The organism is Streptomyces sp. NBC_00443 (assembly GCF_036014175.1).
GTDB lineage: Bacteria > Actinomycetota > Actinomycetes > Streptomycetales > Streptomycetaceae > Streptomyces.
The window spans coordinates 8,244,694-8,270,173 of record NZ_CP107917.1 but is presented as its reverse complement, the minus strand read 5'-3'; the positions used below and the strand labels follow the sequence as shown (position 1 = coordinate 8,270,173).

The window sequence follows — 25,480 nt, the reverse complement described above, 5'->3', positions numbered from 1 at the left end:
CGCTCTCGTCGCGGGCATCACCGTGATCGCGGGGATCGCGGTCATCGCGGGGATCCCGGTCATCGCTTCGAGAGCACGGTCAACTGGCCTTCGTTGATGGTCACTTCATTGCCGCGCAGTAGGATCTCGGCGCCCGCGCCGGTCGAGATGACCACGGCCTCCTTGGTGATGCGGATGTAGGCGCCACCCTGGGCCTGGAGCAGAATCCCCTGCTCGGCGCCGGGTGTGTCATTCATGACGAGCTTGTGCGCCTGCGGCGTCTGCACGACGACGGGCTTGTTGGGCGAGCCGGCCTGGAGCTCGCGGCGCGCGTCGGGCGGGAGCTCGTCCGCGGCCCCGTACCAGCACCCGGTCCACACGGGGAAGCTGGGATCCCCCTGCTCGAACTCCACCCACACGCCCGCCCCCGGAGGCGGCACCACGAACTGCCCCGACTGGGGCCCGGTGAACGGCAGACAGGGCAGCGCCCACGTCGACGGCTCGTCGCCGAGGACGTCGGGGACCTCGACGGTGATACGGCCGATGCGCAGCGGGTCGTCGTTGCTGACGACCCGGCCGCGGAACTTGCCGAGGTAGCGATTGCTGGGTGCCGCCATGGTGGAGGTGCTCCTGGTCGATGGGACTGGGGTGTGGGGTGTGTGGGCGTGTGTGGGTGTGTGGGTGTGTGGGTGTCTGGGTGTCTGGGTGTCTGCGGCTTACGGCCGGACGTAGTCGCTGCGGGCCTCGAGTCCCTCTCTGGAGAGAGTGAAGTTCTGCTGGTACGAGCCCGGACGCAGGTTGTGGGTGACGGACTTGACGTAGTAGTCGCCGTCGTACGCCCGCCCGGCGCCGCGTACGCCGACGAGCTGGCGAGGCTGGAGGATGTAGCCGTGCCGGTTCACGTCGAGCGAGCCGGAGCCGGAGACGACGTCGGCGGACACGGCGGCGCGGGCGAGGAGTTCGGCCTCGGCCTGCTCGCGTTGCTGCTTGGCCGTGCCGGAGAGCGTCCTGCGCTTCAGGGCCGGGGTGGGCCGCTTGCCCAGGGGCGGGCGCAGCGGGCTGATCGACGGTTGCGGCAGCAGGGCGGACTGCCGGGTCTCGGGGTTCTGCCAGCGGGCCTGCGGCTCTTCCCGGGCCGTCCCGTCGTACGCGAACGTCATCTGGTCGACGGTCGAGTTGGCGTCCATGTTGACGTTGAGGGCGTGCTGCCGGATGCCGAGGCGGACCTCCGGCCCCCAACGGGCGGAGGACTGCCCGGGGTTGGGGCCCGGCTCCAGGTAGAAGGTGTACCCGTTCGCACGGGCGAGCTCGGTGACGTACTGGAGGTCGGTGCCGGTCTGGTAGTGCACGCGGAGGTCCTGGTGCGGGGGTTGGGCGACCTTCTCGGTGTAGACGTCGGGCCGGATGCCGTAGTCGGAGTAGCGGCGCAGGATGTTCAGCACGCGCTCGGACGGCGGGAGATTCGGATACCGGGCGGTGCGTTCCTCCAGATCCATGAGCAGCGTCAGGTCCTCCCCGGTGACGGTGAGGGTGGAGTGGCCGGGCTGGTTGCTGGCGCCGACCTCGTGGCGGACGACGAGCCCGTCGAAGAGGACGTCCGGCGTGCCCTTGACGCTGACGGTGACGATGATCCGGGTCTTGGGATCGAAGAACCCCTCGGGCAGCAGCCGTCGGCTGATGATCCCGTTCTTGGTGAGGTCGAAGGCGATCTGAAAACCGCTGCGCTCCCCCGCCGTGGCGGTGATCTGCGCGGACAGCAGGGCCTCGGTCACCTCGGCCGGGACGGGCCGGGCGAGCTTCGGCCCCATGAGGAGCGTGATGTGAACGGGGCCCTGCCCCACGGGCAGATCAAACACGCCGGTCTCCCCTGCCGCCGGGGAACCCGCCGGCCAGCGGGATGTCAATGACGCGCCCGGCCTCGTCGGTCAACTCGCGTGGATCCAGTACGGGATTGGCGTCGGCGATCTGCCACCACTGGCCGACGTCGCCGAAGTACCGCTGCGCGAGCAGGTCGGGACGCTCGCCGGCGCCGACGGTGTGGGGCTGGGTGAGGTCGCCGTCGGGGGTCGGGTCGAGCGGGGGCAGCAAGCGGCGCTTGGTGTACCGCACTTCGCTGCCGTCGGGACGGCGATGGATGCCGATCTCGGCGTCGTGGTAGCGGCTGGTACGTGGATAGGGTGTGCTCCCGGTATGGCGTCCAGGGCGTTCTCGTACGGCTCGATCTCAGCCATGGTTGTCCTCCTCAGCCCCTTCCGAACGCGACGTTGGTTCCGATGCCGGTGCCGAAGACGCCTCCGGCTCCCCCTCCGCCTCCGGCGAGCCCGAGCGAGCCGATGCTGCCGCCGCGCGCGGCCGCGGCGAGCCGCTCCTTCTGCGCGAGGTGGGCCATGTACAGGTCGGCGCCTCGGTGGCCGGCGGGCAGGTCGCTGACGGTGAGGATCTTCATGCCGATGCTGAGGGAGGCCCGGATCGGGTTGAGGTTCACGTCAAAGGCGGACTCGTTGACGGACAACTCGGTGAGCCGCACGGGCATCACCCGCTTGCTCCCCCAGGTGAACAGGGTGAGCGGCATCTCGATCGGGCTGATCTCGATGGCCCCCTTCTGGGACAGCTTCATCGCTGCACGGAGCTGGGCGGTGGTCGGTTGCACCAGCATCTCGAGCGTGGCGAGCTGCGGGTGGATGCCGTCGGGCGCCGCGATCTCGAACTGGTCGGTGGCGTCGATCTCCGCGGTGAACTTCCAGGTCTCCTGGGCGGGACCCTTGAGCCGGAGAGCCTCGTTGCGGTCACCGCTCCCGGTACCGCCGCTGCCACTGTCGCCGCTGTCTCCGGCGGACTGGGGGGAGACGCTGCGTTCCAGGGTGTCCGGGTTGAACTGGAGGACGATGATCCGCTGGGGGGTGCCGGTGTCGGGGTTGACCACGACGATGCCGGAGCGGATGGGTTTGGGGATGTCGGCGTAGCGGGTCACAGGCGTTCCTCGAGTCGGGCCCGCAGGTCCGTGTAGTCGTGGGCGGGGAAGAGGCGGGGGAAGGCTTCGAGCATCTCTTTCATGTCGTCCCCGACCTCGAGGAAGTCGTCATCCTCGAACGCGACATCACAGAACAGGTACTGCCAACCGATCGTCCCCTTGGTGACAGCAAGCACCTCGAGGTACTGGCAGTAGTCGATGTCCAGCCTGAATCCGCCCACGTGGAAGTCGTGGTACCAAATCTCCGGGTTGGGGGTGTCCGGACGCAGTCGCAGAGCTGCGAAAGCTCCGGTGCCGCTTTCCGGATGGTCGTCGATCACCCGGAACTCCTGGTACAGCTCCTGTTCGGCCGGGGTCAGACTGTCCAGGTCGGTAGGGGGAGCTTCGGTGGTCGAGACATCCGACAGATGCATCACATTGAACTCTCCGGAAAGTCCATTGGGTGACGTCTCCAGACGCCAGCGGGCCCCGATCCTTCCGAAGCGGAGAAAGCACGCTCTGAGCCGTGGATCCAGGACGACACCGGTGGATTCGGCGAATCCGGCGAATGCCGCGTCGGCGTCCGCGCGCGCCGGGTCGACTTCACCATGCTTCGCCGCGTGGAGGCGGATGTCAGGGGCATCCTGCAGTTCGCCCAGCATGCTCTGCAGACGCTGTTCGCCTGCCGTCAGATCATTCATGGGATGCTCCGTTCCATCGGAGGTTCGCCGGCGTGGCCGTCAATAGGAGATCAGTCCTTCGATGTGGCGCGCACGGATCTTGCTCTTGACGGCCTTGAATTCGCCCAGCAGCGGGCTGCTGGTGCTGATCAGGTGCTTCTCCAACCTGTCGGTCAGGTCCCTGACGTTGCGGAACCTCTTCCGAGCAGCGACCTTCCTGATCTGTTTGGCCATCGCGGTGGAAGCACCGAAGTATTTCTCGAACATCAGGTCCTGCTCGCTCTGGTTGTTCACCTGGATACGGCGCGGCAGAGGGACACCTTCGTTGTATCCGAAGGGGGGCGCACTGATCGGCGGCCGTTCCTTCCACTTGCCTCCCGACTTGTAGTGGTGGTTCCACCTCGTGGTGACGTGCTCCGGGAAGAACTCATGGGGATTGGCACGGAACTTGACTCGAACGGTGTACCAAATCGCCCTGCCGTCCTGCTTCCTCGCCGTATTCGCATGGTTCTCGACGCGATGGTGGAACCGACTGTTGACGCCAGTGTGAGCCGGCACCAGGTTGGACCCCGAAGCCAGACCGCCCAGCGGCCAGGGCAACAAGTGCATCTTCACGAAGTGGTTGGGCTCCCTGGAAAGGGCGCTGCTCCACCCGACCGGATTGGGCGGAACCTCCTTGGCTTTGCCTGCCGTCTCGCCCCGCGGCATCTGTTTCTGCAGGTAGTAGGCCTTGAAGCTCTTCCCCCGCACGTTGTCCACGAACGGAGGAAAGACCGGCGGCGGCAGCTCGCCGTCCTTGGCACCGCGCTCTTCGAGGAGTCTGGCCAACTTGACCATCAGGTCGCGGAGTCGTGTGTACTCCCTTGAGCGAATGTCCGTAGGGATAGTCCGTTTCCCGCTGCGTTCGGTCGAGAGCCGAGGCGACATCCTGTTCTGCATGGCATCGACCGTCTTGGCCAGGGTCTCGCCCTTTCCCAACGCCTCCTCTTGCGAGGTCTTCTCGGGCCCTTCGGCCATGGAGCGGAGTTCGGTGCGCCACGCGGCGAAGAAGGCGGCCATCGACTGCTGCACACTGCGCACGATGAGGTCGGAACTCTTGATACGCCCATCGAACAGCAGCGTGTGGACTTCGTCGTTCTGCATGCGGAACCGCACCTCAGGCAACGGAGGTGCCTGGTTCCGGCCATCGTCCTCGCGTCGCCTGCCGCTGCGGCGATCCCGCAATCGATCCCGGTCGTTGCGACGCCGCCACTGGTCCCGCAGTCTGCGCAGCCGGTCGTTCAGGCGGTTGCCGACCTTTCGACGCGCCTTGCCGAAGAGCTTGGCGGCGGCGCGGCGGGCCCTGTTGACGGCCGACTTGACGGTCTGGCGTGCACGTCGGACGCGGTTGCCGGGGCGGCGGTCCTTGTCACGGTCACGGTCGGTGTCCCGGCGGCGGTCGTCGGTGCGCTGGTCGTCGGGGCGGCGCTGGTCGTCCGTCCGCTTCTCGTGAGGACGGCGCTTTTCGTCAGGCCGGCGCTTCTCGTCAGGCCGGCGCTTCTCGTCAGGCCGGCGCTTCTCGTCCGGACGCCGCTTGTCGTCCTGGCGGCGGTCGTCCGTACGCCGGTCGCCGGGGCGGCGGCGCCGGCCGGGGCCGCTGCTGTCCGTACGGTCCGTGTCCGGCCGACGGCGCGACGTGGTGCCGGGGGTGTCGTCCTTGTCGTTGCGAGTGCGCTGCTCCGCATCGCGTACCCGCTTCCGGGCGGCGTTGACGTCACGGCCTTCCTCGCGGCGCCGCTCGTCGTCACGGCGCTTCTTCGGGCGGGTGGTGTGTGAGGGGCGCTTCTTCTCCGGGGAGGAGCGCTTGCCGGGGCGCGGCCTCGTGGGTGGCCGGGACTTCTGGTTCGTGGTGGGCCGACGCGGCGCGGCGCGGTCGTCGTCACGGTCGGACCCGCGGTCGGTCGGGCGGTCCGGATTCGGTGAGCGGTCGTTGGTCGTGGGCGCCGGGTCCTGGTCCTGGTTCTGATCCTTGGGCTTGCCCGGAGTGTTCGGCTGTGCCGGCGGAGCATCGGAACCGTCCGGCTTGTCCTTCTTCTTGCGGAGGTTCTTCAGCATGTCGCCGAGCTTGTCGGCCACCTTGCCCATGAACCTTCCGACGCCCTCGATCAGGAACTCGTAGATCAGCTCGAGCAGGGCAACGACGCCGGCCGCCACCGCCTTCGCGAAGGGGAGCGCGCCATTGCCGCTCTTGACCGACTTGAGGAAGTCCATGAACAGGCCGAAGGCGGCGAGGATCTCGCTCAGCGCACCCCACGCCGTCTTCAAGGCGTCGATGACCGCCATGACCCAGCCGGCGCCGGGGATCAGCTTCGCGACGACCTTCTCCACGACCAGCACACCGATGATGACCGGGAGTTGGGGCAGCGCCTCGTCCCACGCCATCTGAGCCATCTGCTCGACCGTCACCCCGCCGGAGACCAGCTCCTGGAAGTCCTCGATCGGAATGCCGATGATCTCCTGGACCTTCTGGTTGAACCAGGCCTTCACCGCACTGGTGACCTCGTTGAAGAGGTGCTCCCTGGCACCGGTGTCCGCGGCGGCTCCCGCCTTGCTGATCCAGTCCCCGGGGTCGGAGACGATGTCATTGAAGATCGCGGCCCACTCACCGAGACCCTCCACGACGGCGGCACCGAATTCCAGTGCACCGACCGTGGCGGACTCGGCGACCTCGACGGCGGCCAGCATCCCGGTCTCCAGGACATCGAGCCCCGCCAGCAGCGCCCCGCACAGACCGTCCAGCAGCCTTCCCGCGATCTCCTTGAGCCCGTCGGCGAGCTGGTTGACCTTCTCCACGGCCCAGTCACGCGCACCGTCGATGGTGCGGCGCCACTTGTCGCGCATCGCCGGGTAGTCGGCAAGGAGTTCGTCACCGAGGGCGATCAGTACGTCCGCGAACTTGTTGATCTTGTCGATCACCCAGTTGCGGGCATCGTCGATGAGCTTGAAGACCTGCTGCTTGAACCTGTCGATGAGATCGGTGACGAGCTGCCGGGCCTTCTCGAAGATGCCCTTGATGGCCTTCTTGAGCCCCTCGAAGAACTCCTTCAGCTTCTCGATGGCCTCTTCGAGCCAGTTGTCGGCGTCGTCCTTGCCGTCCTCCTGCTTCTTCTCCGCCTCCTTCTCGGCGTTGGTCTGCTCGTCGGTGATCTTCTTGTTGTCGTCCTCGGTCCGCTTGTCGACGTCCTTGTCGGTCTGCTGTTGCTTGTCGTCGATGTCCTTGCGGACCTCGTCGTACTTCTTGCCCTTCTTGCCGTCGATGTCCGCGGTCTTGTCGTCCTGCTCCTTGCGCCACTTGTCGCGGGAGTCGGCGACGTCGGAGCGGCCCTTGTCCCGGGCATCGGACTGCTGCTTGCCGCTCTTGTCGACCTCACGTTTGAGGTCCTGATCGTGCTTCTGCCGGTCTTTGTGCGCCTTGTCGTCCTTGGCCTTGCGCTCCTGCCCCATCTTCTGCCGACCCTCGCTGAAGCCGGCCTGGATCTGCGGGCCGCGGTCGTGCTCGGCCACGGCGGACGCGGACTCGATCGGCACCCCGCCACCGGTCATCGTGCGCCCGGCACCCTTGCCGTTCTTGCCGTTGCCGCCAGGCACCTTGCCGGTCAGGGTCTCCTTGGGCACATCCGGGTAGATCTGGTCCTCGCCCATCGGGCGGGCCGCGTCCTCCCGGCCGGAGCGGTGCAACTCCGACTTCCGCTCGTCGAGCTTCTGGCCCTGCTCGTCGGTGCGCTGCGGGTCCGAGTCATTGTCCAGCGGCAGTCGCGGCGCGTCACCCACCTTGGCGTTCTGGAGGCCCTCGTCCTTCGTGGGGAGGCCGAGGATCGAGTCGATCAGATCGTCGAGCGGCAGGATCTCCTTCAGAAGCTTGCCGAAGAGCTGGGCGCCGATGGTGACGGCGATGTCCCACCAGCTGGGCTCGGGCACGTTCGCGCCCGGTACCTCGCCTTCCGGCTTCTGGTCACCGGCGATCTCGGGCGTCTTGCCCGGTGCGGCGTCGGTCCGGGCCACCTTGGCATTGGTGTACGTGCCCGGAGCCGCCGACGTCGGGCCGCCCGGCACCGTGCGCGGCGAGCCGGAAGGGCGCTGTTCCTTCGGCGGCGCCTTACGCAGTGCCGAACGCTCCTTGTCGACCGAGCGGCCGACAGATCCGTTCACGCCCTTGAGCGTGTCAAGCATCTGATGCGGCTTCAGGCCGGCGGCCGTGGCGAGTCCCGCCTCGGGCGTGGCGTTCGAGACATCCGGTGCGGCGGTTTCCTTCTTGGACTTCGCCGGGGCCGATGCACCCCCGCGTCCACGGCCGCCCCTTGCCGGGGCCGGAGCCGTGGACGAGCGGCCTCCGCCGCCCCCGCCGCCCGGGGTTCGGCGGGCGTTTCGCGCGACCTGCCGTGCGGCCTGGCGCTTGCTGCCGGATGACTTCGGCCGGGCGGCGGAAGCCCCTCCCCCGGAACCCGAAGATCCCCCAGCCTTGGGGGTGTTGGTCTTCGCCTCCGCAGCGGACATGGGTGAGGGGCCATTGCCCGGCGCAAGTCGCGGAGCGGATTCCGGTCCCGGTGTGGAGACCTTGTCCGGGCCGGTCTCCGGTCCGGGTGCGGTGGCATCCCCGTTGCCGTCGGTGACTTCCCGGTCGTCGGGAGTCGGGGTCGGCGTGGTGCCAGGAGTGTCCGGGCTGCCCGTTCCGCTATCTGCACCGGTGCCAGTGCCAGTGCCGGTGCCGGTGCCGCCCGCCTTGTCCTCGCCCTTGTCGGCCGGCTTCGCGGCCTCCTTGTCCGTTCCGGCACCCGGCTCCGTCGCGCTCTTCGCCGGGGCGCTCTCGCCCTTTGCCGGGGTACCCGCCGCCTGGGATCCCTGTTTCGAGGAGTCTTCGGACTTGCTGCCGCCCGCCACCGCCTTACCCGACGCCTGGGACGAACCCGCGTCCTGCGTGCGGGCGTCCTCGTCCGCCTTGGCCAGTCGCTCGGGTCCGGCCGGCTCACCTGTCGGCGGGGTCCCACCGGGGCCCGCGCCATCGGCGGTACGGGCCTCGTCGTCCCGCCGACGGGCCGCAGCGTCCTCCGTACGCTGTTCCGCCTGCAATGTGTCGCCGATGCCCCCTGCAGAGGACGCTGTGCTGAGCCCGGACCCGTCGGCGCCGATGCCGGAGGTCGACCCGCCGCCGTCCGGCCCGACGTCCTGCTCAGAGGACGCTCCGGCAAAGAGGTCCTGGTCGGCGAGCCCTTGGGACCCGTCGTCCGCCCCGGAACGTGCCGGTGTCTCCTCCGGGCCGACGGGTTCGGCCTCGTCAGGCACCGGTCCGGCGTCCGTGGACGGCAGGGACGGCCGGGGGGCGGTGCCCTTCCTCCGTTCCTCGACAAGGCCCGGGTTTCTGGCCGCATCCGTGTAGCCGACGAGGTCGACGTCGGGGACGGGTTCGTTGCCGCGGGCCGCCTCGGAGGTGTCCTCGTCGGCGGTCGGCTCCTGCTCGGTCTGCTCCGAGTCGAGCCCCAACGGCTCGTCGTCCGCGTCCTGTTCATTCTCCGGATCGCCCCCCGGGCGAAGCGGCCCGGCGTCGCCGCCGGTACGGGACCTCTCGCCGGGCTCGGCGCCACTCCTGTCGACCGGCATCGGGGCGGCCGCGGCGCTCGAGGCGACCGCCGGGCCCTCGTCCTGGTGTGCCTGCTGCTCGCCCGCTTGCTGTTCCGGCTCCGGCGGGGCTTCCTCCTGGCCTCCGGCCTCTTCGCGGTCCTCCTCGGCGGCGTCCTTCTTCGCCTCGTCCTCTTTCGTGCCGTCGTCCGCGGCCTTCTGCTGCTCGTCCTGCGCGGAGGCGTTCTTCTCCTCGCCGGCGGACGCGTCCTTGTCCGCCTGCTGGGACTGGGACCGATCCTGGTCCCGCGCCCCAGCCTCCTCCTTGTCCTGCACGGCGGCATCCTCGGGGGACGTGCTCCCCTTCCCGTCGCCGGCGCCTCCCGCACGGCCCTCGGTCCCGGGCTGGACACCGCCCTCGCCGGGCTCCTCCTGCTCGTCCTCCCCGCGCCTGCCCTCGGCGCCCTCCTGCTGCTCGCGCGCGTCCGGGCCTTCCTCGGCGGTCTCGTCGCGTCGGCGCTCCTGCGCGACCTCGTCCGCAGCGCCGGGCACGGCCAAGGGCGCCGCCGCGGCATCCAGCGGCAAGGGCCCCGCCTGCTCCAGCTCCTCGACATCCGCCAGCAGCCGGTCGAGCACCGGCGCGGGCACTCGGGTCTCCAGCCGGTCGAGGACGACGTCCTGTACCTGCGCAGACATCCGCGCCAAGTGCAGCCGTGCCCTGCCCGACCGGTCCTCCGGGTCACCGCGCAGCGACCGCAGGACGGTGTTGGCCAAGCGATCGACCACCGTCGCAGGGTCCAGCTCCTGCATCCGGCGCCGGTCCGCGTCCACGGTCGCGTAGCGCAGCCACCCCGGCGTCGCCTGGCCGACCTCCACCTCCGGAGTCTGCGGATCGTGGTCCTGCCCGGACACGAGCTGCTGCGCCGCCGCCTCCGCCTCCCGCTCGATCGCCTGCTGCGGCACGCTCACCGCCCCCAGCTCCCGCCCCGCACGCAGCGCCCCGAGACCGTGCGGGTTCTGCACGGTGTGCAGAAGCTCGTGGGCGAGAAGGCGGCGGCCCTCGTCCGTGCCCGGCTTGAAGGTGCCCTCGCGGAAGAAGACGTCCTGGCCCACGGCCACCGCGTCCGCGCCGAGCAACTCGGTCAGCTGCCCGGCGTCACGGCCGGTGTGCAGCCGCACGCGGCTCAGGTCGTGCCCGAGCCGTTCCTCCAACTCCCGCCGTACACCGGGGTCGAGAGGCTGCCCGGCGCCGCTGACGATGTCCTTCGGCTCGGGCGTACGGGACTTGGCGGCGCGCTCCTTGCGCTTGCGGCGGCGCTGTTCGGCGGCCTGCTCGGCATGGGCGTCCTGGGACGGGGAGGTCACCGGGTCACCTCCCCGTGGCCGCTGAGCCCTTCGTGCACCGCGCGGGCGAGTTGCTGGCCGAGGCGGCGGGCGGACAGGCCGGCGGGCAGGGGCGGCAGGCCGGACAGCGCTTCGAGGGTCAGGGCGCCGTCCGTGGCCAGCGGGACGCCGTGGGCGTGGACCAGGCGGGTCAGTTCGCGTTCGAAGGCGTCCGACACCCGCTCCGGGTCCACGCGGAAGCCGTGGAGGGCGAGTTCGCCGATCTCGACGCGGATCGCACGAGGTTCCTTGTCCGTGCGGGGCTCCCCGTTCACACCCATCCCCGCACCTCCCCCGGAGTCAGCGAGCGCTCCAGCTTCTGGTACTCCGTGCGGGCGGCCGCCAGCATGTGCCGCATCTGCAGGCGGTCGCCCTCCTCGGCCGCGAGGAAGGCCCCGGACAGCGCGATGTTGCGGATCGAGCCGCCCGCGACGGTGAGTTGGGCGAGGAGCCCCGGGTCGATGCCCTTGACCGGGGCCCGGGACGGGAGCACGCGGCGCCAGATCTCGGCGCGCTCGTGCTCGGCCGGGAAGGGGAAGTCGACGACGAAGCGGATGCGGCGCAGGAAGGCGGTGTCGAGGGCCTTCTTCATGTTGGTGGTGAGGATGGCGAGGCCGCGGTAGGCCTCCATCCGCATCAGCAGGTAGCTGACCTCCAGGTTGGCGTACCGGTCGTGGCTGTCCTTGACCTCGCTGCGCTTGCCGAACAGGGCGTCGGCCTCGTCGAACAGCAGCAGCGCGCCGCCGCGTTCGGCGGCGTCGAAGACCCGGCGGAGGTTCTTCTCGGTCTCGCCGATGTACTTGCTGACCACCTGGGAGAGGTCGACGATGAACAGGTCGAGGCCGAGTTCCTTCGCCATCACCTCGGCGGCCAGCGTCTTGCCCGTGCCGGAGCCGCCCGCGAACATCGCCGTGACGCCGAGGCCGCGGCGCAGGGTGCCCGCGAAGCCCCACTCCTGGTGGACGGTGGGCCGCTGCCGTACATGCGCGACGATCTCGCGCAGCACGTTGGTCTGCCGATCGTGCAGGACGAGGTCGCCCCAGCCGGCCCCCGGTTCGATCCGGCGGCCCAGCTCGTCCATGCCGATCCGGGCCTCCTCCATGCCGGCCCGCCAGGCGAGTTCGGCGGCGTCGAGGGAGTCCTCGTACGGCAGTCGGCGGCGTACGGTCGCGGCGGCGGACCGGATGACGTGCGGTGGCAGCTGGAACTGGGCGACCAGGGAGCGCAGTTCGCCGTCGTCGAGGTCGGCGACGGGGTGGAAGGCCTGGGCCCAGAGGTCGGTCTGCTCGTCGTCGTCGAGGCGGGGTACCGCCACCCGTGCGCCGTGCGGGCGGTCCGTGCGCAGGGGGTCCTCGCTGGAGACGACGACCGGTACGGCGGCTCCGGCCAGGAACGCCTCGGTCGCCGCCCGCTGGTCGCGGTCCAGCTCGCCGACCTCGACGAGCAGCGCGGAGGGCAGCAGGATCGCCTCGCGCTGCCAGAGCCGGGCAAGCCCGTCGCGTTCGGCGGGGTCGGCCGGGATGTCCTCGGCGCCCATCGCGTACAGCCCGAGCCCGGACCGGGCGGCCGCCGCGGCGGCGATGTCGGCACGGCTGCGCAGATCACCGCCGGTCACCTCGACGAGCAGCGGCGCGTCGGGGTTCGCCCCGGTCGTCCAGCCCTCGGCGACCCGGCTCGCGGCGACGTCGTACGACGGCGGCAGCTGTTCCGGCATCGGGGTGCGGCGCAGGCGGCCGTGCAGGCGGGCGTCGAGGTAGGGCGAGCCCAACAGGAAGTGCAGGATGCGCTCGTCGAGGCGTAGTCGGGAGGTCGTCAGCCGGGACTCGTCGTCGAGCTCGACGATCCGCCAGCGCCGCAGCGGCGCGACCGGCGTGAGTGCGCTCCAGTGCGGCTCGGCGAGCGCGGCCAGGGCGAGCGAGAAAGTCGGGTACGCCCGCTGCGGGTCGCCGCAGGCCGCGGCACAGCGGGCGGCCGTCGTGGGGTCCAGTTCGTCGGCGGCGGCGAGGAGGATCAGGTCGCGTTCGAAGGGGGTGAGGCCGAAGCAGGTGAGGAGGGCGTCGAGGGGGGCGGTGCCGGGGGCGGCCAGGGGGGCCGGGCTCGTCGAAGTGACGGCCTCCGCGTCCGTCGCCTCTGCGGCGCCGGCCGCATGGGCGTCGATCCGGGACAGAACACGCCTGATCTCCTCGATCAGCTTCGCGCCCACGTCGGGTCCGCCTTCCGTGCCAGTAGTACCCGTAGCACCAGAAGTTCCCGGAGCGCCGGAAGTTCCCGAAGCGCCAGAAGTTCCCGAAGAACCCGAAGCGGCCGAAGTGGTCGCCGTGCCCGCCTCGTTAGTCCCCATGCGCTCTCCTGCCCCCGTCGTCCCCATCTCTTCTCAGCCCTCCGTGTCCTTCCGTGGCTCCGGCTGCGGCGGCTTGCCCGCCCGGGTGGTCTTGCGGGCCCGTGCCGGAGCCTTGGCGACGGTCTTGGCCGGGGCCTTCGTGGTCTTCTTGGCAGCACCACTCACGGGCAGCCCGGGTTCTGCCGACACGGTCTTGTCAACAGCGGTTGGTGTCGCAGTAGTTGACGGAACCTCAACCACACTCGGCTCACCCCCCGGAGGGACCGGCGCCCCCGGCGCCCCGAACGGCAGCACCCGTACGTCCGTCCGCTCCACCGGCTTCGCCGGCACCGGCGTCCGACGCCCGTCGATGAGGACCAGGACCGCCTGGTAGACCACCGACAGCGAGTACGGCGTCTGGTGGAGCATCCCCCACAGCTTCGACGTCTCGTCCACGTCCATCACCGTGGGCGTGAACCGCACCCGCTGGGCCGCCTCGGCGAGGTCGCTGCCCACCAGGTGCGGGAGGTGACCGGTCTCCTCGATGACGTCCTTCGGCAGGATCGGTATCTCGTGCAGGGTCCGCACCACGGACCCGATCAGCCGCTGTCCGACCAGGGTCGTCTCGTCGCCGTACGCGCTGATCAGGTAGTGCAGGTCCAGGGCTGCGACGGGCCGCTTCACCAGCGTGCCGTCGGACGCCCGGGTCGGCAGGTCGTTGTTGCGCATCGACGTGTTGGGGGTGACCTGGTAGAGGAACACGTTGATGGTCGGGTGGTCCGGCGCCTCCGCCGGCGGCTTGCGCGGCTCCACCTTCACGGCCTCGTCGAACTCCGAGCCCACGTTGGACGCGAGCAGCAGGGACAGGGCCTGGGTGACATGGGCGATGGCGAGTGCGTTGCTCATGAAGTCGGTTCCTCGGTTTCTCGGTCCGTCATGTCACTCCCGCCCCCGCGCCAGGTAGTCGGCCAGGCTCAAGGTCGCCCCCGGCCGCTCCGCCGACGACGGCGTGCGCTGCCGTGTGCCCCCGGACACCGCGGGTCCGGCCGTCACTTCCAGCCGCCCGATCTGCACCTGCACCACCTGTTCGGGCGTCCGCGCGGGGCGCCGGGCCGCGGCCTGCCGTACGGCGTCCCGTGCTGCCGCCGTGTCCGCGGCGCTGGGCCGCAGGGCCGCGGAACCCGCGGTGGGGGATGCGGCGTCCGCGCCCGGGGGACGGGCGCGGACGCCGCGGTCCGGGATGCGCTCCGCTCCGGACGCCCACGGCCCGCCGCCCGCTGCACGGCGTCCGGCGCGGGCCGGGGACCGGGCGCGACCGGCGCTGCGGGACGCAGGAGCGGCGCATCGGGCAGGGCCCGGTGCGCGGGACGCGGTGCCGGCTCGGCCTGGGCGCGTTCGGTTCGTACGAACGTCCGCTCCCGTTCCGTGTGCAGCCGCGCGGCGGGCGTGGCCGTGGCCGGTGTCTCCCCCGGACGTACGGCGGTCGGCGTGGTCGCTGGCCACAGCAGGCCGGAGCCGTCGTCCGGTTCCGGTTCCGTGGCCCGTACCGCCTCGACCCGCTCGAACGGGCCGGGCAGCCGGGGACGTACCCGCACCACGTCCGGGCGCGGACCGACGGCTGCCGGGGCGTGCCGGGCGATCAGCCGGTCGAGGAAGTCGGGAGCCGGCGCCCCGTCCGCGTCAGACATCCGCACACAGCTCCAGGTAGTAGCGGCGCCGCAGCGGGCTGAGCGCCATGATCTCCGGCTCGCTCCAGCCGTACGACGTGGCGAGCAGATGGACGTCGAGCAGCAGGTCCCTTGCCCAGGCGTCCAGTTCGGTCCACAGGTAGGAGGCGATGTCCAGCTCGGCCCGGGTGGCCTCGTCGCACTCGGGGCAGGCGATGGTGAGCGTGACGTCGGCGCCGGGGTCGGCGGCCTCGACGGCCTCGGCGATCCGGCGCTGGACCGGGACGGGCAGGTTTTCGGCGGGTACGGCCGCCCCGGCGCGCTCCGCCGAGACGAGGCACCGCGCGAGGAGGGCGGCGCGCGGGTCCGCCGCCCGCGCTGCCGCCGTCAGGTCGGCGGCCGCGGGCAGCCGGAACTCCACGTCCCAGCCGTCCTGTTGGACACGCACCACGGAACCACGGGGCCGGGCCCGCTCGCCGAGCGAGCGCGCGAACTCCCCGGCGTCCAGGTCGAACTCCATGTCCTCCCCGCACGCCGCGCAGCCCAGCCGCACCTGCATCCGCTCCCCGAAAAGGGCGCGGCGCAGTGCGAACAGGTCGGCCTCGCGCTCCCCCACCGGCAGTACCGGCAGCGTCGCGGCGTCGACGTCCGGGCGCGCCGTGCGGTGCAGCAGCAGCGCGCGCCCCGTCGGTGCCTCGGCGAGGCCCGCCTCCCAGGTGGCCAGCAGTTCGGCCGCCCCCGTGATCACCATTCTTTGCCCCCTCAACTACCCGCTGGTCAAGCGGGGTTGAGGAACGAGGGCTCCTCCGGCTCGGGCACCTCGTAGTCCCGCTCCCAGCCCTCGCACTCGAGCTTCAGCGACTGGATGGCCACCGCGTTGGCGTTGGCGTCCAGCTCACCGAGGACCTGGTACTCGCTCGGCCAGGTCCGGTACAGCTTGTGCGAGACGGCGACCTGGCCGGCCTCGTTGAGGACCTGGATGACTATGTCCTTGCGGAAGTCGGCGAGCGAGACCTCGGAGCCGAGGCCCGCGCCGACCTGCCAGACCTTGTTGGCCCAGCGGTCGAACTCGGGGTCGTGGGTCACCCCGCGCTCCAGGGTGATGCCCTCGAACTCGGAGCGGCCCGGCGACTTGCGCGGGGAGGAGGGGTCGCCGCCGTGGCGGTGCTTGACGACCTCCGTCGTCCGCTTCAGCGGACTGATCTTGCTGATGCCGGCGACCGTCCGGCCGTCCCACAGGACGAGGAACTTGAAGTTCTTGTAGGGGTCGAAGCGATGCGCGTTGACCGTGAACTCAGCCATCGGATTCCTTCAGTTCTCCACGTTTCCCCGCGCCTAGAGCGCGAACTGCCCGGACGTCTGCTGGATTTTGACGATCACGAACTCCGCCGGCCGGACCGGTGCGATGCCGACGAGGACGTTCACGACGCCGTTCTCGATGTCCTCGGCGGTCGTCGTGTCGCTGTCGCACTTGACGAAGTAGGCCTCGCGCGGCGTGCCGCCCTTAAAGGCGCCCTGGCGGAAGAGGGTGTGCAGGTACGAGGAGGCGGCGAGCCGGATCTGCTGCCACAGGTTCTCGTCGTTGGGTTCGAACACCACCCACTGCAGGCCGCGCTGGAGGCTCTCCTCCACATGCAGCGCGAGGCGCCGCACCGGCACGTACTTCCACTCGCTGTCGAGCGCGTCGGAGCCCTCCAGCGTGCGCGCGCCCCAGACGACCGGGCCGGTCACCGGGAAGGTGCGCAGGCAGTTGACGCCGAGCGGGTTGAGCAGCCCGGTCTCGCGGTCGGTCAGGTTGACGGTGAGCGAGTGCACGCCCGCGAGCCGCGCCTCGGTGCCGGCCGGGGCCTTCCACACGCCGCGCTCGGAGTCGGTGCGGGCGATGACGCCGGCGACCACGCCGGAGGGCGGGAAGGAGCGCAGCCGGCCCGTGAGCGGGTCGGTGAGCTGCAGGTGCGGGAAGTACAGGCCCGCGTGGTTGCCGCGCACGGCGTCGAAGGCGGCCAATCCGGCGCGTGCGGTGTCGACGCTGACCCAGGTGCTCGGCGCGTCGACCAGCAGGAAGATCCGCCGCTCCGCGCACAGCCGCTGGGCGGCCGAGATGACCGTGAGGGCGTCCTCGGTCTTCTCGTACGCCGCGAGTTCCGGCAGCGCCAGCAGGTTGACGTCGGCGACGCCACGCAGTGCCTGGATGCCGCTCTTGTCGCCCTCGGAGCCGATGAGGTCGCGCGGGCCGGGTGCCTCGCCGTCCTCGCCGCCCTCCAGCGGGAAGACCGGCGGGTTGACGGAGGCCTCCAGGCCCAGGTCGTTGGCGCACTCGCCGAGGAAGCGGACGACGTCCTCGGGGTCGGTGGAGCCGGCGACGACCTGGATACGGCGGCCGAACGGGGTGACCTCGGCGCCCGCGAAGGCGTGCTTGCCGGGCGCGTCGGGCAGGGCGCGCAGCTTGCGCTCCAGCAGCAGCGCCAACTCGGCCACGCTGCACGGGGCTTCGCCGTCGCAGTCGGGGTCGTAGAGCGTGAACTCGCGCTCCACCTCGCCGATCTTGACCGTCAGGTCGACCGCGAGGTTCGGCAGCTCGTGGCCGAACGGCTTGGAGACGGTGCCGGACGGGTCGGGGCGGCCCTCGCCGACGGCCTCGACGCGGATCAGCTTGGAGCCCGCGTTGATCACGGTCGGTGCGTAGCGGCCGTGCGCGGCGTCCATGGACAGGCCGGTGAAGCTCTCACGGGCGTCGCCCTTGGCGTCGTAGACACGCAGGTTGAAGGTTTCGTCGGGGCACGGCGTGTCGTGGTCGACGGCGACCCGCAGGCCGTTGCCCCAGACGCCGGGCTCCTTGGCGTGCACCTCGAGGACCGGGCCCTCGCTGTGGCCCTCGGTGGACTTGAGGGTGACGCAGGCGGCCCTGCCGCTGCCGGCCTTGGCGACACGGACGATCACCGCGACGGTGCCGCCGTTGCCGAAGAACTGGTGGACCGCGTAGCCGACGGCGCTCTGGGCGCTCAGGCCGCCGAAGCGGCGCTCGAACTCCGTGAAGCTGGTGACGCGTACCGGCTCGTTGAGCGGACCGCGCCGGGTGTGGCCCACGAAGGCGGTCACGGACGTGGTCAGGGTCGAGATCGTGCGGGTGCTGCTGGGAAGTTCTTCGACGTAGACGCCGGGATACGTCGGCCTGGCGGCGCTCACCGCGCTCATCGGCATTCCCCTCCTACTCCCTGTCTTGGGCACCGGACAAATGCACCAAGAGGTGGCGGAGGGAGGCATTCCCTTTCCGGCGCGCGAAGACGCCCCCCACACGAGCGACGCTACGACGCACACCGCATTCAGTTCCCCCGTCTGCACCCCGGACTTGTCGGTCGCCGGGGCCAAGCAACGCGCTTGTGACTCCTGATGCTCAAGTGCTCAATCCACCTTGGGGCGTTGAGAGTTGACGGAGCAAGGTGCCTTCAGGCCAGCCCGGCAGAGGGTTTGGTGAAGGCCCCCTCCCGGCATCCGCACATCGCGCCTGCGCGCCCCGGCCAGGTGGTTCACGGAATCTGCACAGCGATGACGCCACGGAGCGCCCCGAGGGCCCCCGCCGGGACGAAATCCCTCCACTCACCTCGTTCGACTGGTCGCACGCACGTACGACCTCCCCGAGTCGCACACAACCCGCTGTGGCCGGTTTTCCGGGGGTGAATCCCCGAGCCATGTCTTGACATGGGACTGAAACGATTCTTAGCTTGACCGAGCATTTAGATGTGTGAAACCAGTTCATACATGCGAACTGAGGGAGACATGAAGTTCCAAGGAGTGCTGTTCTTTCCGGTCACGCCGTTCGGCGCGGACGGATCGCTGGACGAGGAACGGCTCGACCAGCACATCGAGTCCGGGGTCGCCGCCGGCGCGGGCGGTGTGTTCGTCGCCTGTGGCACCGGCGAGTTCCACGCGCTGACGCCGGACGAGATCGAACAGGCCACGCGGGTCGCCGTGCGGACGACCGCCGGACGTGTGCCCGTCCTGGCCGCGGCGGGCGGCCCGCCCCCGGTGGCGCGCGACCAGGCCGCCCGCGTCGAACGCGCCGGCGCCGACGGCATCCTGTTGCTGCCCCCGTACCTGGTGACGGCGCCGCAGGGAGGCCTGGTGCGCTACGTCGAGGAGGTCACCGCGGCGACCGGACTGCCGGTGATCTTCTACCAGCGCGGGGCCGCCCGCCTCACCGATGCCACGGCGGCCGAGATCGCCGCCCTACCGCAGGTCATCGGCCTCAAGGACGGCATCGGCGACATCGAGCGGATGCACCGCATCGTCCGGGCCGTACGCGCCCTGCCCGGCGGCGCGGACTTCCAGTTCTTCAACGGCCTGCCCACGGCGGAGATGACCGCGCCCGCCTATCGCGGCATCGGCGTCGACCTGTACTCCTCGGCCGTGTTCGCCTTCGCCCCGGAGATCGCGCTGGCCTTCCACCAGGCGCTGCAGCGCGACGACAGGGAGTTGGTCACGAGGCTCCTGGACGAGTTCTACGGCCCCCTCGTCGAACTCCGCGACGAGGTCCCGGGATACGCCGTGGCGCTCGTCAAGGCCGGGGTGACGCTCCGGGGCCTGGACGTGGGCGGCGTACGGGCGCCGCTGCTCGACCCGGCGCCGGAGCATGTCGCCCGGCTCGCGAAACTCATCGACCACGGCCTGGAGGCGGTCCGCGCATGAGCACCGGCGCCGGCACCCGGATCCGCGAGCTGATCGTCACCCCGATCGCCTTCCGCGACCCGCCCCTGCTCAACTCGAGCGGCGTCCATGAGCCGCTCGCCCTGCGGGTCATCCTCCAACTCGTCCTGGAGGATGGCACGGTGGGCCTCGGCGAGTCCCCGGGGGGCGTCGCCCGTCTGGAGCGGCTTCAGGCGGCGGCGAAGGTCGTCGTCGGCATGGACGTCTTCGACACGACGGCCGTCGCGGCCGCCATCGACGCCGCCCTGCTGCCGACCGTGCCCAGCTCCCACGAGCGCGGCTGGACCACCTCGGCGGTGGAGGTCGCCTGTCTCGACGCGCAGGGCAGGCTCCTCGGCCGCCCGGTCAGCGACCTGCTCGGCGGCAAGGTCCGCGACACGGTGCCGTTCGCGGCCTACCTCTTCTACAAGTGGGCCGAGCACCCGGCCCTCGACGGCCGCCCGGCGGTCGGCGACGACTGGGGCGAGGCGCTGGATCCCGCCGGCATCGTCGAGCAGGCCCGGCTGATGCAACAGCGGTACGGCTTCGGCTCGTTCAAGCTCAAGGGCGGCGTGTTCCCGCCCGACGAGGAGATCGCGGCGATGAAGGCGCTGGCGGAGGCCTTCCCCGGGCAGCCGCTCCGGCTGGACCCCAACACCGCCTGGACTGTAGAGACTTCACGTTACGTCGCCCGTGAACTGGACGGCATCCTGGAGTACCTGGAGGATCCCGCCGCGAGCATCGCCGGCATGGCGGAGGTGGCGAAGGACTCCCCGCTCCCCCTCGCCACCAACATGTGCGTGATCGCCTGGGACCATCTGCGGCCGGCGATCGAGCAGAACGCGATCCAGGTGCTCCTCACCGACCACCACTACTGGGGCGGACTGCGCCGCACCCGTGAACTGGCCGCGGTCTGCGAGGTGTTCGGCATCGCCCTGTCGATGCACTCCAACTCGCACCTGGGCATCAGCCTCGCCGCGATGACCCATGTGGCGGCGGCCATCCCCGACCTCGACCACTCCTGCGACACGCACTACCCGTGGAACTCGGCCGACGACGTGATCGTGCCCGGCGTCCTGGAACTGCGCGACGGCGCGGTCGCGGTCCCCACCGGTCCGGGGCTGGGCGTCGAACTCGACCACGACGCCCTGGACCGGCTGCACCGGCTGTACGTGGATTCCGGGATGCGCTCCCGCGACGACACCGGCTACATGCGGCGGATCCGGCCGGAGTACGAAAGCCGGCTGCCCCGTTGGTGAAGTGACTGCCCCGTTGGTGAAGTGGCTACCCCGTTGGTGAAGTACTGCTCACTCCCGGGCGAACGCCGCTACCGTGATCGACCGGCTTCCGCGCGGGAGAAGGAGTGACGGTGGGCGCAGACGGGTCGACGGCCGTGTTGGTCACCGGAGGCAGCGGGTTCGTCGGCAGTCATCTGGTCAAACGGCTGCTGGAGCGCGGGGATCGCGTGCACGCCACGGTACGCAGCACGGCCGCCACGGCGAAGGTGCGGCCCCTGCCGGAGATGCAGCAGGCGCATCCGGGCCGCCTCCACCTGTTCGAGGCGGACTTGTCGGCCGAGGGCTCCTTCGACGAGGCGATGACCGGATGCGGGGTGGTGTTCCATGTGGCGTCGCCGTTCCTCATGCCGGAGAAGATCAAGGACGGCCGCAGGGACGTAGTCGACCCGGCCCTGCTCGGCACCCGCAACGTACTGGCGGCCATCGAGCGGACACCCACAGTCGAAAGGCTCGTCCTCACCTCGACCGTGGGTGCGATCTTCGGCGACTACGCCGACGTACTGGCCATGGACGACGCGGTGCTGTCGGAGCGCTACTTCAACACCACCAGCACGGTGGAGAACAACCCGTACCACTACGCGAAGACGGTCGCGGAACGCGCGGCGTGGGACGCGGAGGCCGCCCAGGGCCGCTGGCGGATGGTGTCGGTCAACCCCGGCCTGATCCTGGGCCCCTCCCTCACCCCCACCTCCGAGTCCGGCAGCCTCTTCCTGCTGGAGGAACTGTTCAAGGGCTACTTCTTCTACGGCGCACCCGACTTCAGCTTCACCACGGTGGACGTGCGCGAGGTGGCCGACGCGCACATCGAGGCGGCCCGGAACCCGGAGGCGAAGGGCCGTTACATCCTCGCCGCCCGGACCATGACGTCCTTCCACGAGATGTCCCGCATCATCCGGGCCCGCCATCCCCGTGACCTGCGCCTCCCGCGCACCGCGCTGCCGCACTGGCCGGTTCGCGTCCTGGGTCCGGCGTTCGGGCTGAGCCAGGACTACATCCGCAAGCACCTCGGCATCCGGTTCCAGGTGGACAACAGCCGCAGCGTGAACGAACTGGGCATCACCTACCGCCCGGTCGAGCAGACGGTCCTCGAACACTACGAAGCGTGGCGAAGTCAACGCGCCGCGAAGTGAATCCGGTCCCCTTCTCACTCAGAGCGTCGAAGGTCACAAAAACGTATCGGACATTTCACATGTCAATCTTCACGCGGGGCTCACAAGTTCGTTAGGTTACGCATCGGACCGCACGACGACCTCCGGCGAACCCCGCCGGGACGCGCGGCCTCCGCCGAGTCCGGTGCGCGCCCGCAAGGGTCCACTGGAGCCGGGGACCCAACCGAACTTGGGGTGAATCGGCCCTACGGCCCTTCGGGGCAAGGGCCGTAGGGCACACCTTCCGGATGCGACCGCCCGAACCCGTCAGCTAACTCGGTAGGCGGAGTACGGAAGGAGTACGTCACCCATGGCGCCGGAACGCACCGCGCGTCCGGGGGCCCTGAGCCTCCCTGGCATGCGCAATTCCGCACTCGCGTCGGCAGCCCTCACCTCGGTGGCCCTGCTCGCCCAGACGGCCAACGCGGCCCCTTCGGCCGCGGACGAGGCACCGAGCCGCGAGGAGGTCAGCCGGCGGGTCAGCTCCCTCTACGACCAGGCCGAGTCCGACACGGGGACCTTCAACGCCACCCGCGCGGCGGGGCAGGGACCACGGGCGCGCACCGACCGGCCGACGGACACCCCACGCCGGCCCGCCGCCGCGCCCCGCGACAACGACAGCAGGCGCAGCGACCCCGCTCTCGACAGCGTCGCGCGGCAGTGGTTCGACGCGGCCCGCGCGAAGGTGGGTCCGATCGTTCCCGCAGTGCTGCCGACCGACCGGACGCCCGACCATCCCGCCGGCACGCGGTCCGCGCGCCCGGCGAACGGGCCCGATCAGGCGCGGGAGTCGGCGGGCCGTACCGCCCTGGAGCTGCCCGCCGCGCCGGTCGCCGAGCTGACGTCCGGTGGGGCCACCCGGACGGCTGCCGTGGCCGAGCTGACCGCCGGGCCCGTTGCCGCACTTCCGGCCGCTTCGGACGCGCCGCAGGGGACGACCACCTCAAGCGCTCTGGCCCTGCCCGCCCAGCCCACGGCCGAGCCGCGGGAGCGGTCCGCGCTGCGCACGACCAAGGAGCAGAACCAGCGCAAGCTCGACCGGGCACGCGCGCTGCTCTCCGAGTACAGCGCGCGGCAGAGCGCGCCGCTCGCGGCGATCGAGGCGGCGCCGGTCACCGACACCTGGGCTGCCACGCCGCCCCAGGTCCAGCCCTCGGCCGACGCACGATGGCAGGCACTGCAGGCACAGGGACCGGCCGACCTCACCACGGTCCCGGCCGGCACGACGGCCTGGGCCGCGCCGACGCCCTGGACCACCACGCCGGACCCGCTCACCGACCCACTCCCGGCAGTCACCGCGAGCCAGGCCGTCGCCACGGGCCAGACCGCAACCACAGGTCCGGCAACCACCACTGCCGCCCCGGCCCTCGACACGAACCCCTCCCTCGACCCGAGCGTCGCCCTCACGTCGACGGGCCCGCAGGACACCCGGGCCCTACGCGCCCTGGACTTCGCCCGCGCCCAGATCGGCAAGCCCTGCGTCTGGGGCACGACGGGCCCGGAGGCCTACGACGGAGCCGGCCTCACCCAGGCCGCCTGGAAGGCCGCGGGCATCGCCCTCCCCCGCACCGCACCGGAACAGGCGACCGCCGGCCGTGGCATCGCCGTCACCTACGCCGAGCCCGGTGACCTGGTCCTGTTCCACGTGGGCCACGTCGGCATCTGCTCCGGAAACGGCACGATGATCCACGCCCCCGGCCCGGGAGCCTCCATACGCGAGGAGTCGATCTACTACGCCGGGGAGTCGGCGATCCACAGCGTGATCCGGCCCGCCTGAGCCGCCGCTCGGCCGCTCGCCCCGGCCCCCGTTACGGGACCGTGGGGCCGGCCCGCTCGTGCCCCGCACCACGAGCTTGGGGCCAACACCGCCTCGCGCGGCTCCAGTTCCGGCTTCTCCAGCATCAGGTGGGAGAGGTGGCTGTCGTCGTAGCCGACGGCGGACATGACGCGGCACCAGCAGGGGCAGGCCCTGGTCACGCTCGGCCAGTAGCGTGCGGCCCGACTCGATAGGCACGCAGCTCGGCCGAGCCCGGGCCGCGCCGCCGTCGGTCGAGGCCGAGGACGTCGACGCCGTCCTCGTCACCTCCTGGGGACCCGCCCACGCCGAATACGTATGGGGCCCGCCTACGCCATGGCGCCGGCCGCCCCTCGACGGCCGGCGCCCGACTCACCCACGGCCCTCGGACGCCCGGCGGTCCGGCCTGCGCTGGGCCAGCCACAGGGCCACCTCCTCCGCGATCGGCTGCCCGGTCTCCAGCTCGACGAAGCCGAACTGGCCGCTCTGGTTGCACTCCAGGAACCACCAGATGCCGTCCTCGTCCTCGGCGAAGTCGAAGGCGGCGTACGCCAGTCCGGCGAGGGTGACGTACTCGTGCACCGCCTTGCCGATGCGGTCGGGGACCGGGACCGGCTCCCAGGCGTGCCCGGTCTCGCCGTAGCGTCCGTCGACCTGGCCGGGTTCGGCGATCTTCCGTGCGGCGAACACCCGGCTGCCGACGGCGGTCAGCCGTATGTCGGCCCGCTTGGCGACGTACCGCTGGAGCAGCGCGGGGCCGGCCGCGACGGCGGAGAAGTCCGCGTCGGGGCCGACGAGGGTGGTGGGCAGGGTCAGCGCGGGGTTACCGGGCGGTGGTCCGGAGGCGGACTTCACGACCACGTCCCGGTACTCCTCGGCGAACTCCCGTGCCAGCCGGGGGGAAGTGGTGAAGACCGTCGGCGGCACGGCGAAGCCGCTGAGGTGGGCGACCCTCAACTGCCAGGGTTTCAGGCGTGCCTGGTCGGCGTTGCGCGGATGGTTCATCCACCGTGCCGCGGCGGAGTGGAGCATCCCGTACAGCGCCTGCCGGGTCTCGGCGGTCAGCCACTCCGAGGGGTGGGCGGCGTGTGCGGCGGGTTCGCCGGGCCTGCGCACCCAAATGGAGCGCAGGCCCCCATGCTGAGCACGTGTCCGTTGACGGACAGATGGCCGTCGAAGTCGCCGTGTGCGTAGTCGGCGGACAGCACGGCCTTGCCCGGCAGGTCGGCGGGGTCCAGTCGCATCACGGGCGTCCCCGTCCCGTGCAGCCTGGCCACCACCATGTCGGCTGTCACGTCCTCCTCGGACGTCAGGATCAGTACGGTCATGCGCGCACGGTCGTCAGTCGTCGAAGTGGGTCGCGGAGCCCGCGGTCGACGTCGTCGTGCCGACCGCGAGCAGGAGGTCCGGGTCACTGACGGCCGGGCGCCCGTCGGGCAGCACGTTCAGCTGCCGGGCCGGGTCGAAGTGATACGGCGTCACCGCGAGGGAAATGCCTCTGGGAAACGCGTACTTGAGGGTGAACGGTTGCACTTTAAACCTCCGTGGCGTGTTGTTTGAATTACCGTCACTTACGCGCCGCTTGCGTAAGGAATTCATCACTTTCCGCCACATCGGCGTGAACGTAGTCACACCCTTCACAGGAAACCCAAATGCCTCTCGACCCGTCAGGCCTTCGACGCACCAGCTCGCAGTTCTCGCAGCAACCGGGGTGCCGCCTCGACGAGTTGATCCAGCTGGTGCTCGATCAGCGGGATGAACTCGTCGAGCGAGTCGGCGAGGGACTCCGGGATCTCCAGCAGGTAGCGGCAGCCATTCTCGGCGTCCGGATCGTCGACGCCGATGTCCAGGCCCTCCACTGGGCGATTGGCAAGCGCTGGGCGCCGCGATCGGCTGTGTCCACGGGCCGATCATAGGACCGGCAGGTCGGCACGCCCTGGTCGAGCGCGTGCCCGGACCACCCGCCCGACCGGCCGGCGGACTCA

At 70.7% G+C, this 25,480-nt stretch carries 18 protein-coding genes, 3 pseudogenes and 1 riboswitch; of the genes and pseudogenes, 4 read left to right on the top strand and 17 right to left on the bottom strand.

Annotated features, from left to right (window positions below; genetic code table 11):
- Positions 1-59: 59 nt before the first annotated feature.
- The 13 genes and pseudogenes from OHO27_RS37675 to OHO27_RS37615 all read right to left on the bottom strand — a co-directional run bounded on the left by OHO27_RS37675 (position 60) and on the right by OHO27_RS37615 (position 17,772).
- The gene (locus OHO27_RS37675) at positions 60-596 is read right to left on the bottom strand and encodes a phage baseplate assembly protein V (RefSeq protein ID WP_328429409.1); all 537 of its coding nucleotides are present in this window, start codon (positions 594-596) and stop codon (positions 60-62) included.
- A 99-nt stretch (positions 597-695) separates the two neighbouring features.
- Complete coding sequence (locus OHO27_RS37670) at positions 696-1,835, bottom strand: hypothetical protein (protein ID WP_328429408.1); 1,140 nt, start codon at positions 1,833-1,835, stop codon at positions 696-698.
- Positions 1,828-2,210, bottom strand: a pseudogene (locus tag OHO27_RS37665) (hypothetical protein). The gene OHO27_RS37670 and the pseudogene OHO27_RS37665 overlap by 8 nt, the downstream one beginning before the upstream one ends.
- Before the next feature lie 11 nt (positions 2,211-2,221).
- Positions 2,222-2,950: a hypothetical protein gene (locus tag OHO27_RS37660; RefSeq protein ID WP_328429407.1), complete on the bottom strand. Its 729-nt coding sequence runs from the start codon at positions 2,948-2,950 to the stop codon at positions 2,222-2,224.
- Complete coding sequence (locus OHO27_RS37655) at positions 2,947-3,630, bottom strand: hypothetical protein (protein ID WP_328429406.1); 684 nt, start codon at positions 3,628-3,630, stop codon at positions 2,947-2,949. Before OHO27_RS37655 ends, OHO27_RS37660 begins: the two co-directional genes overlap by 4 nt.
- 39 nt (positions 3,631-3,669) lie before the next feature.
- Entirely contained in the window at positions 3,670-10,566 is a 6,897-nt protein-coding gene (locus tag OHO27_RS37650; RefSeq protein WP_328429405.1) for an eCIS core domain-containing protein, read from the bottom strand.
- Positions 10,563-10,865 carry a hypothetical protein gene (locus OHO27_RS37645; RefSeq protein WP_328429404.1) on the bottom strand — a complete coding sequence of 101 codons (303 nt, stop codon included), beginning with the start codon at positions 10,863-10,865 and terminating at the stop codon, positions 10,563-10,565. Before OHO27_RS37645 ends, OHO27_RS37650 begins: the two co-directional genes overlap by 4 nt.
- Positions 10,856-12,787 (bottom strand): ATP-binding protein, encoded by a 1,932-nt coding sequence (locus tag OHO27_RS37640; RefSeq protein WP_328429403.1) that lies wholly within the window; start codon positions 12,785-12,787, stop codon positions 10,856-10,858. Before OHO27_RS37640 ends, OHO27_RS37645 begins: the two co-directional genes overlap by 10 nt.
- 171 nt (positions 12,788-12,958) lie before the next feature.
- The gene (locus tag OHO27_RS37635; protein WP_328429402.1) at positions 12,959-13,810 is read right to left on the bottom strand and encodes a DUF4255 domain-containing protein; all 852 of its coding nucleotides are present in this window, start codon (positions 13,808-13,810) and stop codon (positions 12,959-12,961) included.
- Positions 13,811-13,953: 143 nt separating this feature from the next.
- Positions 13,954-14,592, bottom strand: coding sequence for a hypothetical protein (locus OHO27_RS37630; protein ID WP_328429401.1), 639 nt, complete (start codon positions 14,590-14,592; stop codon positions 13,954-13,956).
- Positions 14,585-15,322, bottom strand: a complete 738-nt coding sequence (locus OHO27_RS37625; RefSeq protein ID WP_328429400.1) for a T4 family baseplate hub assembly chaperone — start codon at positions 15,320-15,322, stop codon at positions 14,585-14,587. Before OHO27_RS37625 ends, OHO27_RS37630 begins: the two co-directional genes overlap by 8 nt.
- Before the next feature lie 26 nt (positions 15,323-15,348).
- On the bottom strand, positions 15,349-15,873 hold the full coding sequence (locus OHO27_RS37620) for a phage tail protein (RefSeq protein WP_004003113.1): 525 nt from the start codon (positions 15,871-15,873) through the stop codon (positions 15,349-15,351).
- Between the two features lie 33 nt (positions 15,874-15,906).
- Positions 15,907-17,772 carry a phage tail sheath subtilisin-like domain-containing protein gene (locus tag OHO27_RS37615; RefSeq protein WP_328429399.1) on the bottom strand — a complete coding sequence of 622 codons (1,866 nt, stop codon included), beginning with the start codon at positions 17,770-17,772 and terminating at the stop codon, positions 15,907-15,909.
- 576 nt (positions 17,773-18,348) lie between these two features.
- Between OHO27_RS37615 and OHO27_RS37610 the strand changes: the two genes are divergently transcribed.
- The 4 genes from OHO27_RS37610 to OHO27_RS37595 all read left to right on the top strand — a co-directional run bounded on the left by OHO27_RS37610 (position 18,349) and on the right by OHO27_RS37595 (position 23,477).
- Positions 18,349-19,257 (top strand): 5-dehydro-4-deoxyglucarate dehydratase, encoded by a 909-nt coding sequence (locus tag OHO27_RS37610; protein ID WP_328429398.1) that lies wholly within the window; start codon positions 18,349-18,351, stop codon positions 19,255-19,257.
- Positions 19,254-20,513: a glucarate dehydratase family protein gene (locus OHO27_RS37605; protein ID WP_328429397.1), complete on the top strand. Its 1,260-nt coding sequence runs from the start codon at positions 19,254-19,256 to the stop codon at positions 20,511-20,513. The genes OHO27_RS37610 and OHO27_RS37605 overlap by 4 nt, the downstream gene beginning before the upstream one ends.
- A gap of 110 nt (positions 20,514-20,623) precedes the next feature.
- The gene (locus OHO27_RS37600) at positions 20,624-21,682 is read left to right on the top strand and encodes an NAD-dependent epimerase/dehydratase family protein (protein ID WP_328429396.1); all 1,059 of its coding nucleotides are present in this window, start codon (positions 20,624-20,626) and stop codon (positions 21,680-21,682) included.
- A 142-nt stretch (positions 21,683-21,824) separates the two neighbouring features.
- Positions 21,825-22,002: riboswitch (cyclic di-AMP (ydaO/yuaA leader) on the top strand.
- A gap of 56 nt (positions 22,003-22,058) precedes the next feature.
- Complete coding sequence (locus OHO27_RS37595; RefSeq protein ID WP_328429395.1) at positions 22,059-23,477, top strand: C40 family peptidase; 1,419 nt, start codon at positions 22,059-22,061, stop codon at positions 23,475-23,477.
- A gap of 36 nt (positions 23,478-23,513) precedes the next feature.
- Here the strand turns inward: OHO27_RS37595 and OHO27_RS37590 are convergent.
- The 4 genes and pseudogenes from OHO27_RS37590 to OHO27_RS37575 all read right to left on the bottom strand — a co-directional run.
- Positions 23,514-23,708 (bottom strand): annotated as a pseudogene (locus OHO27_RS37590) (LacI family DNA-binding transcriptional regulator); the annotation flags it as partial.
- 159 nt (positions 23,709-23,867) lie between these two features.
- A pseudogene (tgmB, locus tag OHO27_RS37585) lies at positions 23,868-24,823 on the bottom strand (ATP-grasp ribosomal peptide maturase).
- 13 nt (positions 24,824-24,836) lie between these two features.
- Positions 24,837-25,028, bottom strand: a complete 192-nt coding sequence (tgmA, locus tag OHO27_RS37580; protein WP_328429394.1) for a putative ATP-grasp-modified RiPP — start codon at positions 25,026-25,028, stop codon at positions 24,837-24,839.
- A 134-nt stretch (positions 25,029-25,162) separates the two neighbouring features.
- On the bottom strand, positions 25,163-25,354 hold the full coding sequence (locus OHO27_RS37575) for a hypothetical protein (protein ID WP_328429393.1): 192 nt from the start codon (positions 25,352-25,354) through the stop codon (positions 25,163-25,165).
- Positions 25,355-25,480: the final 126 nt, after the last annotated feature.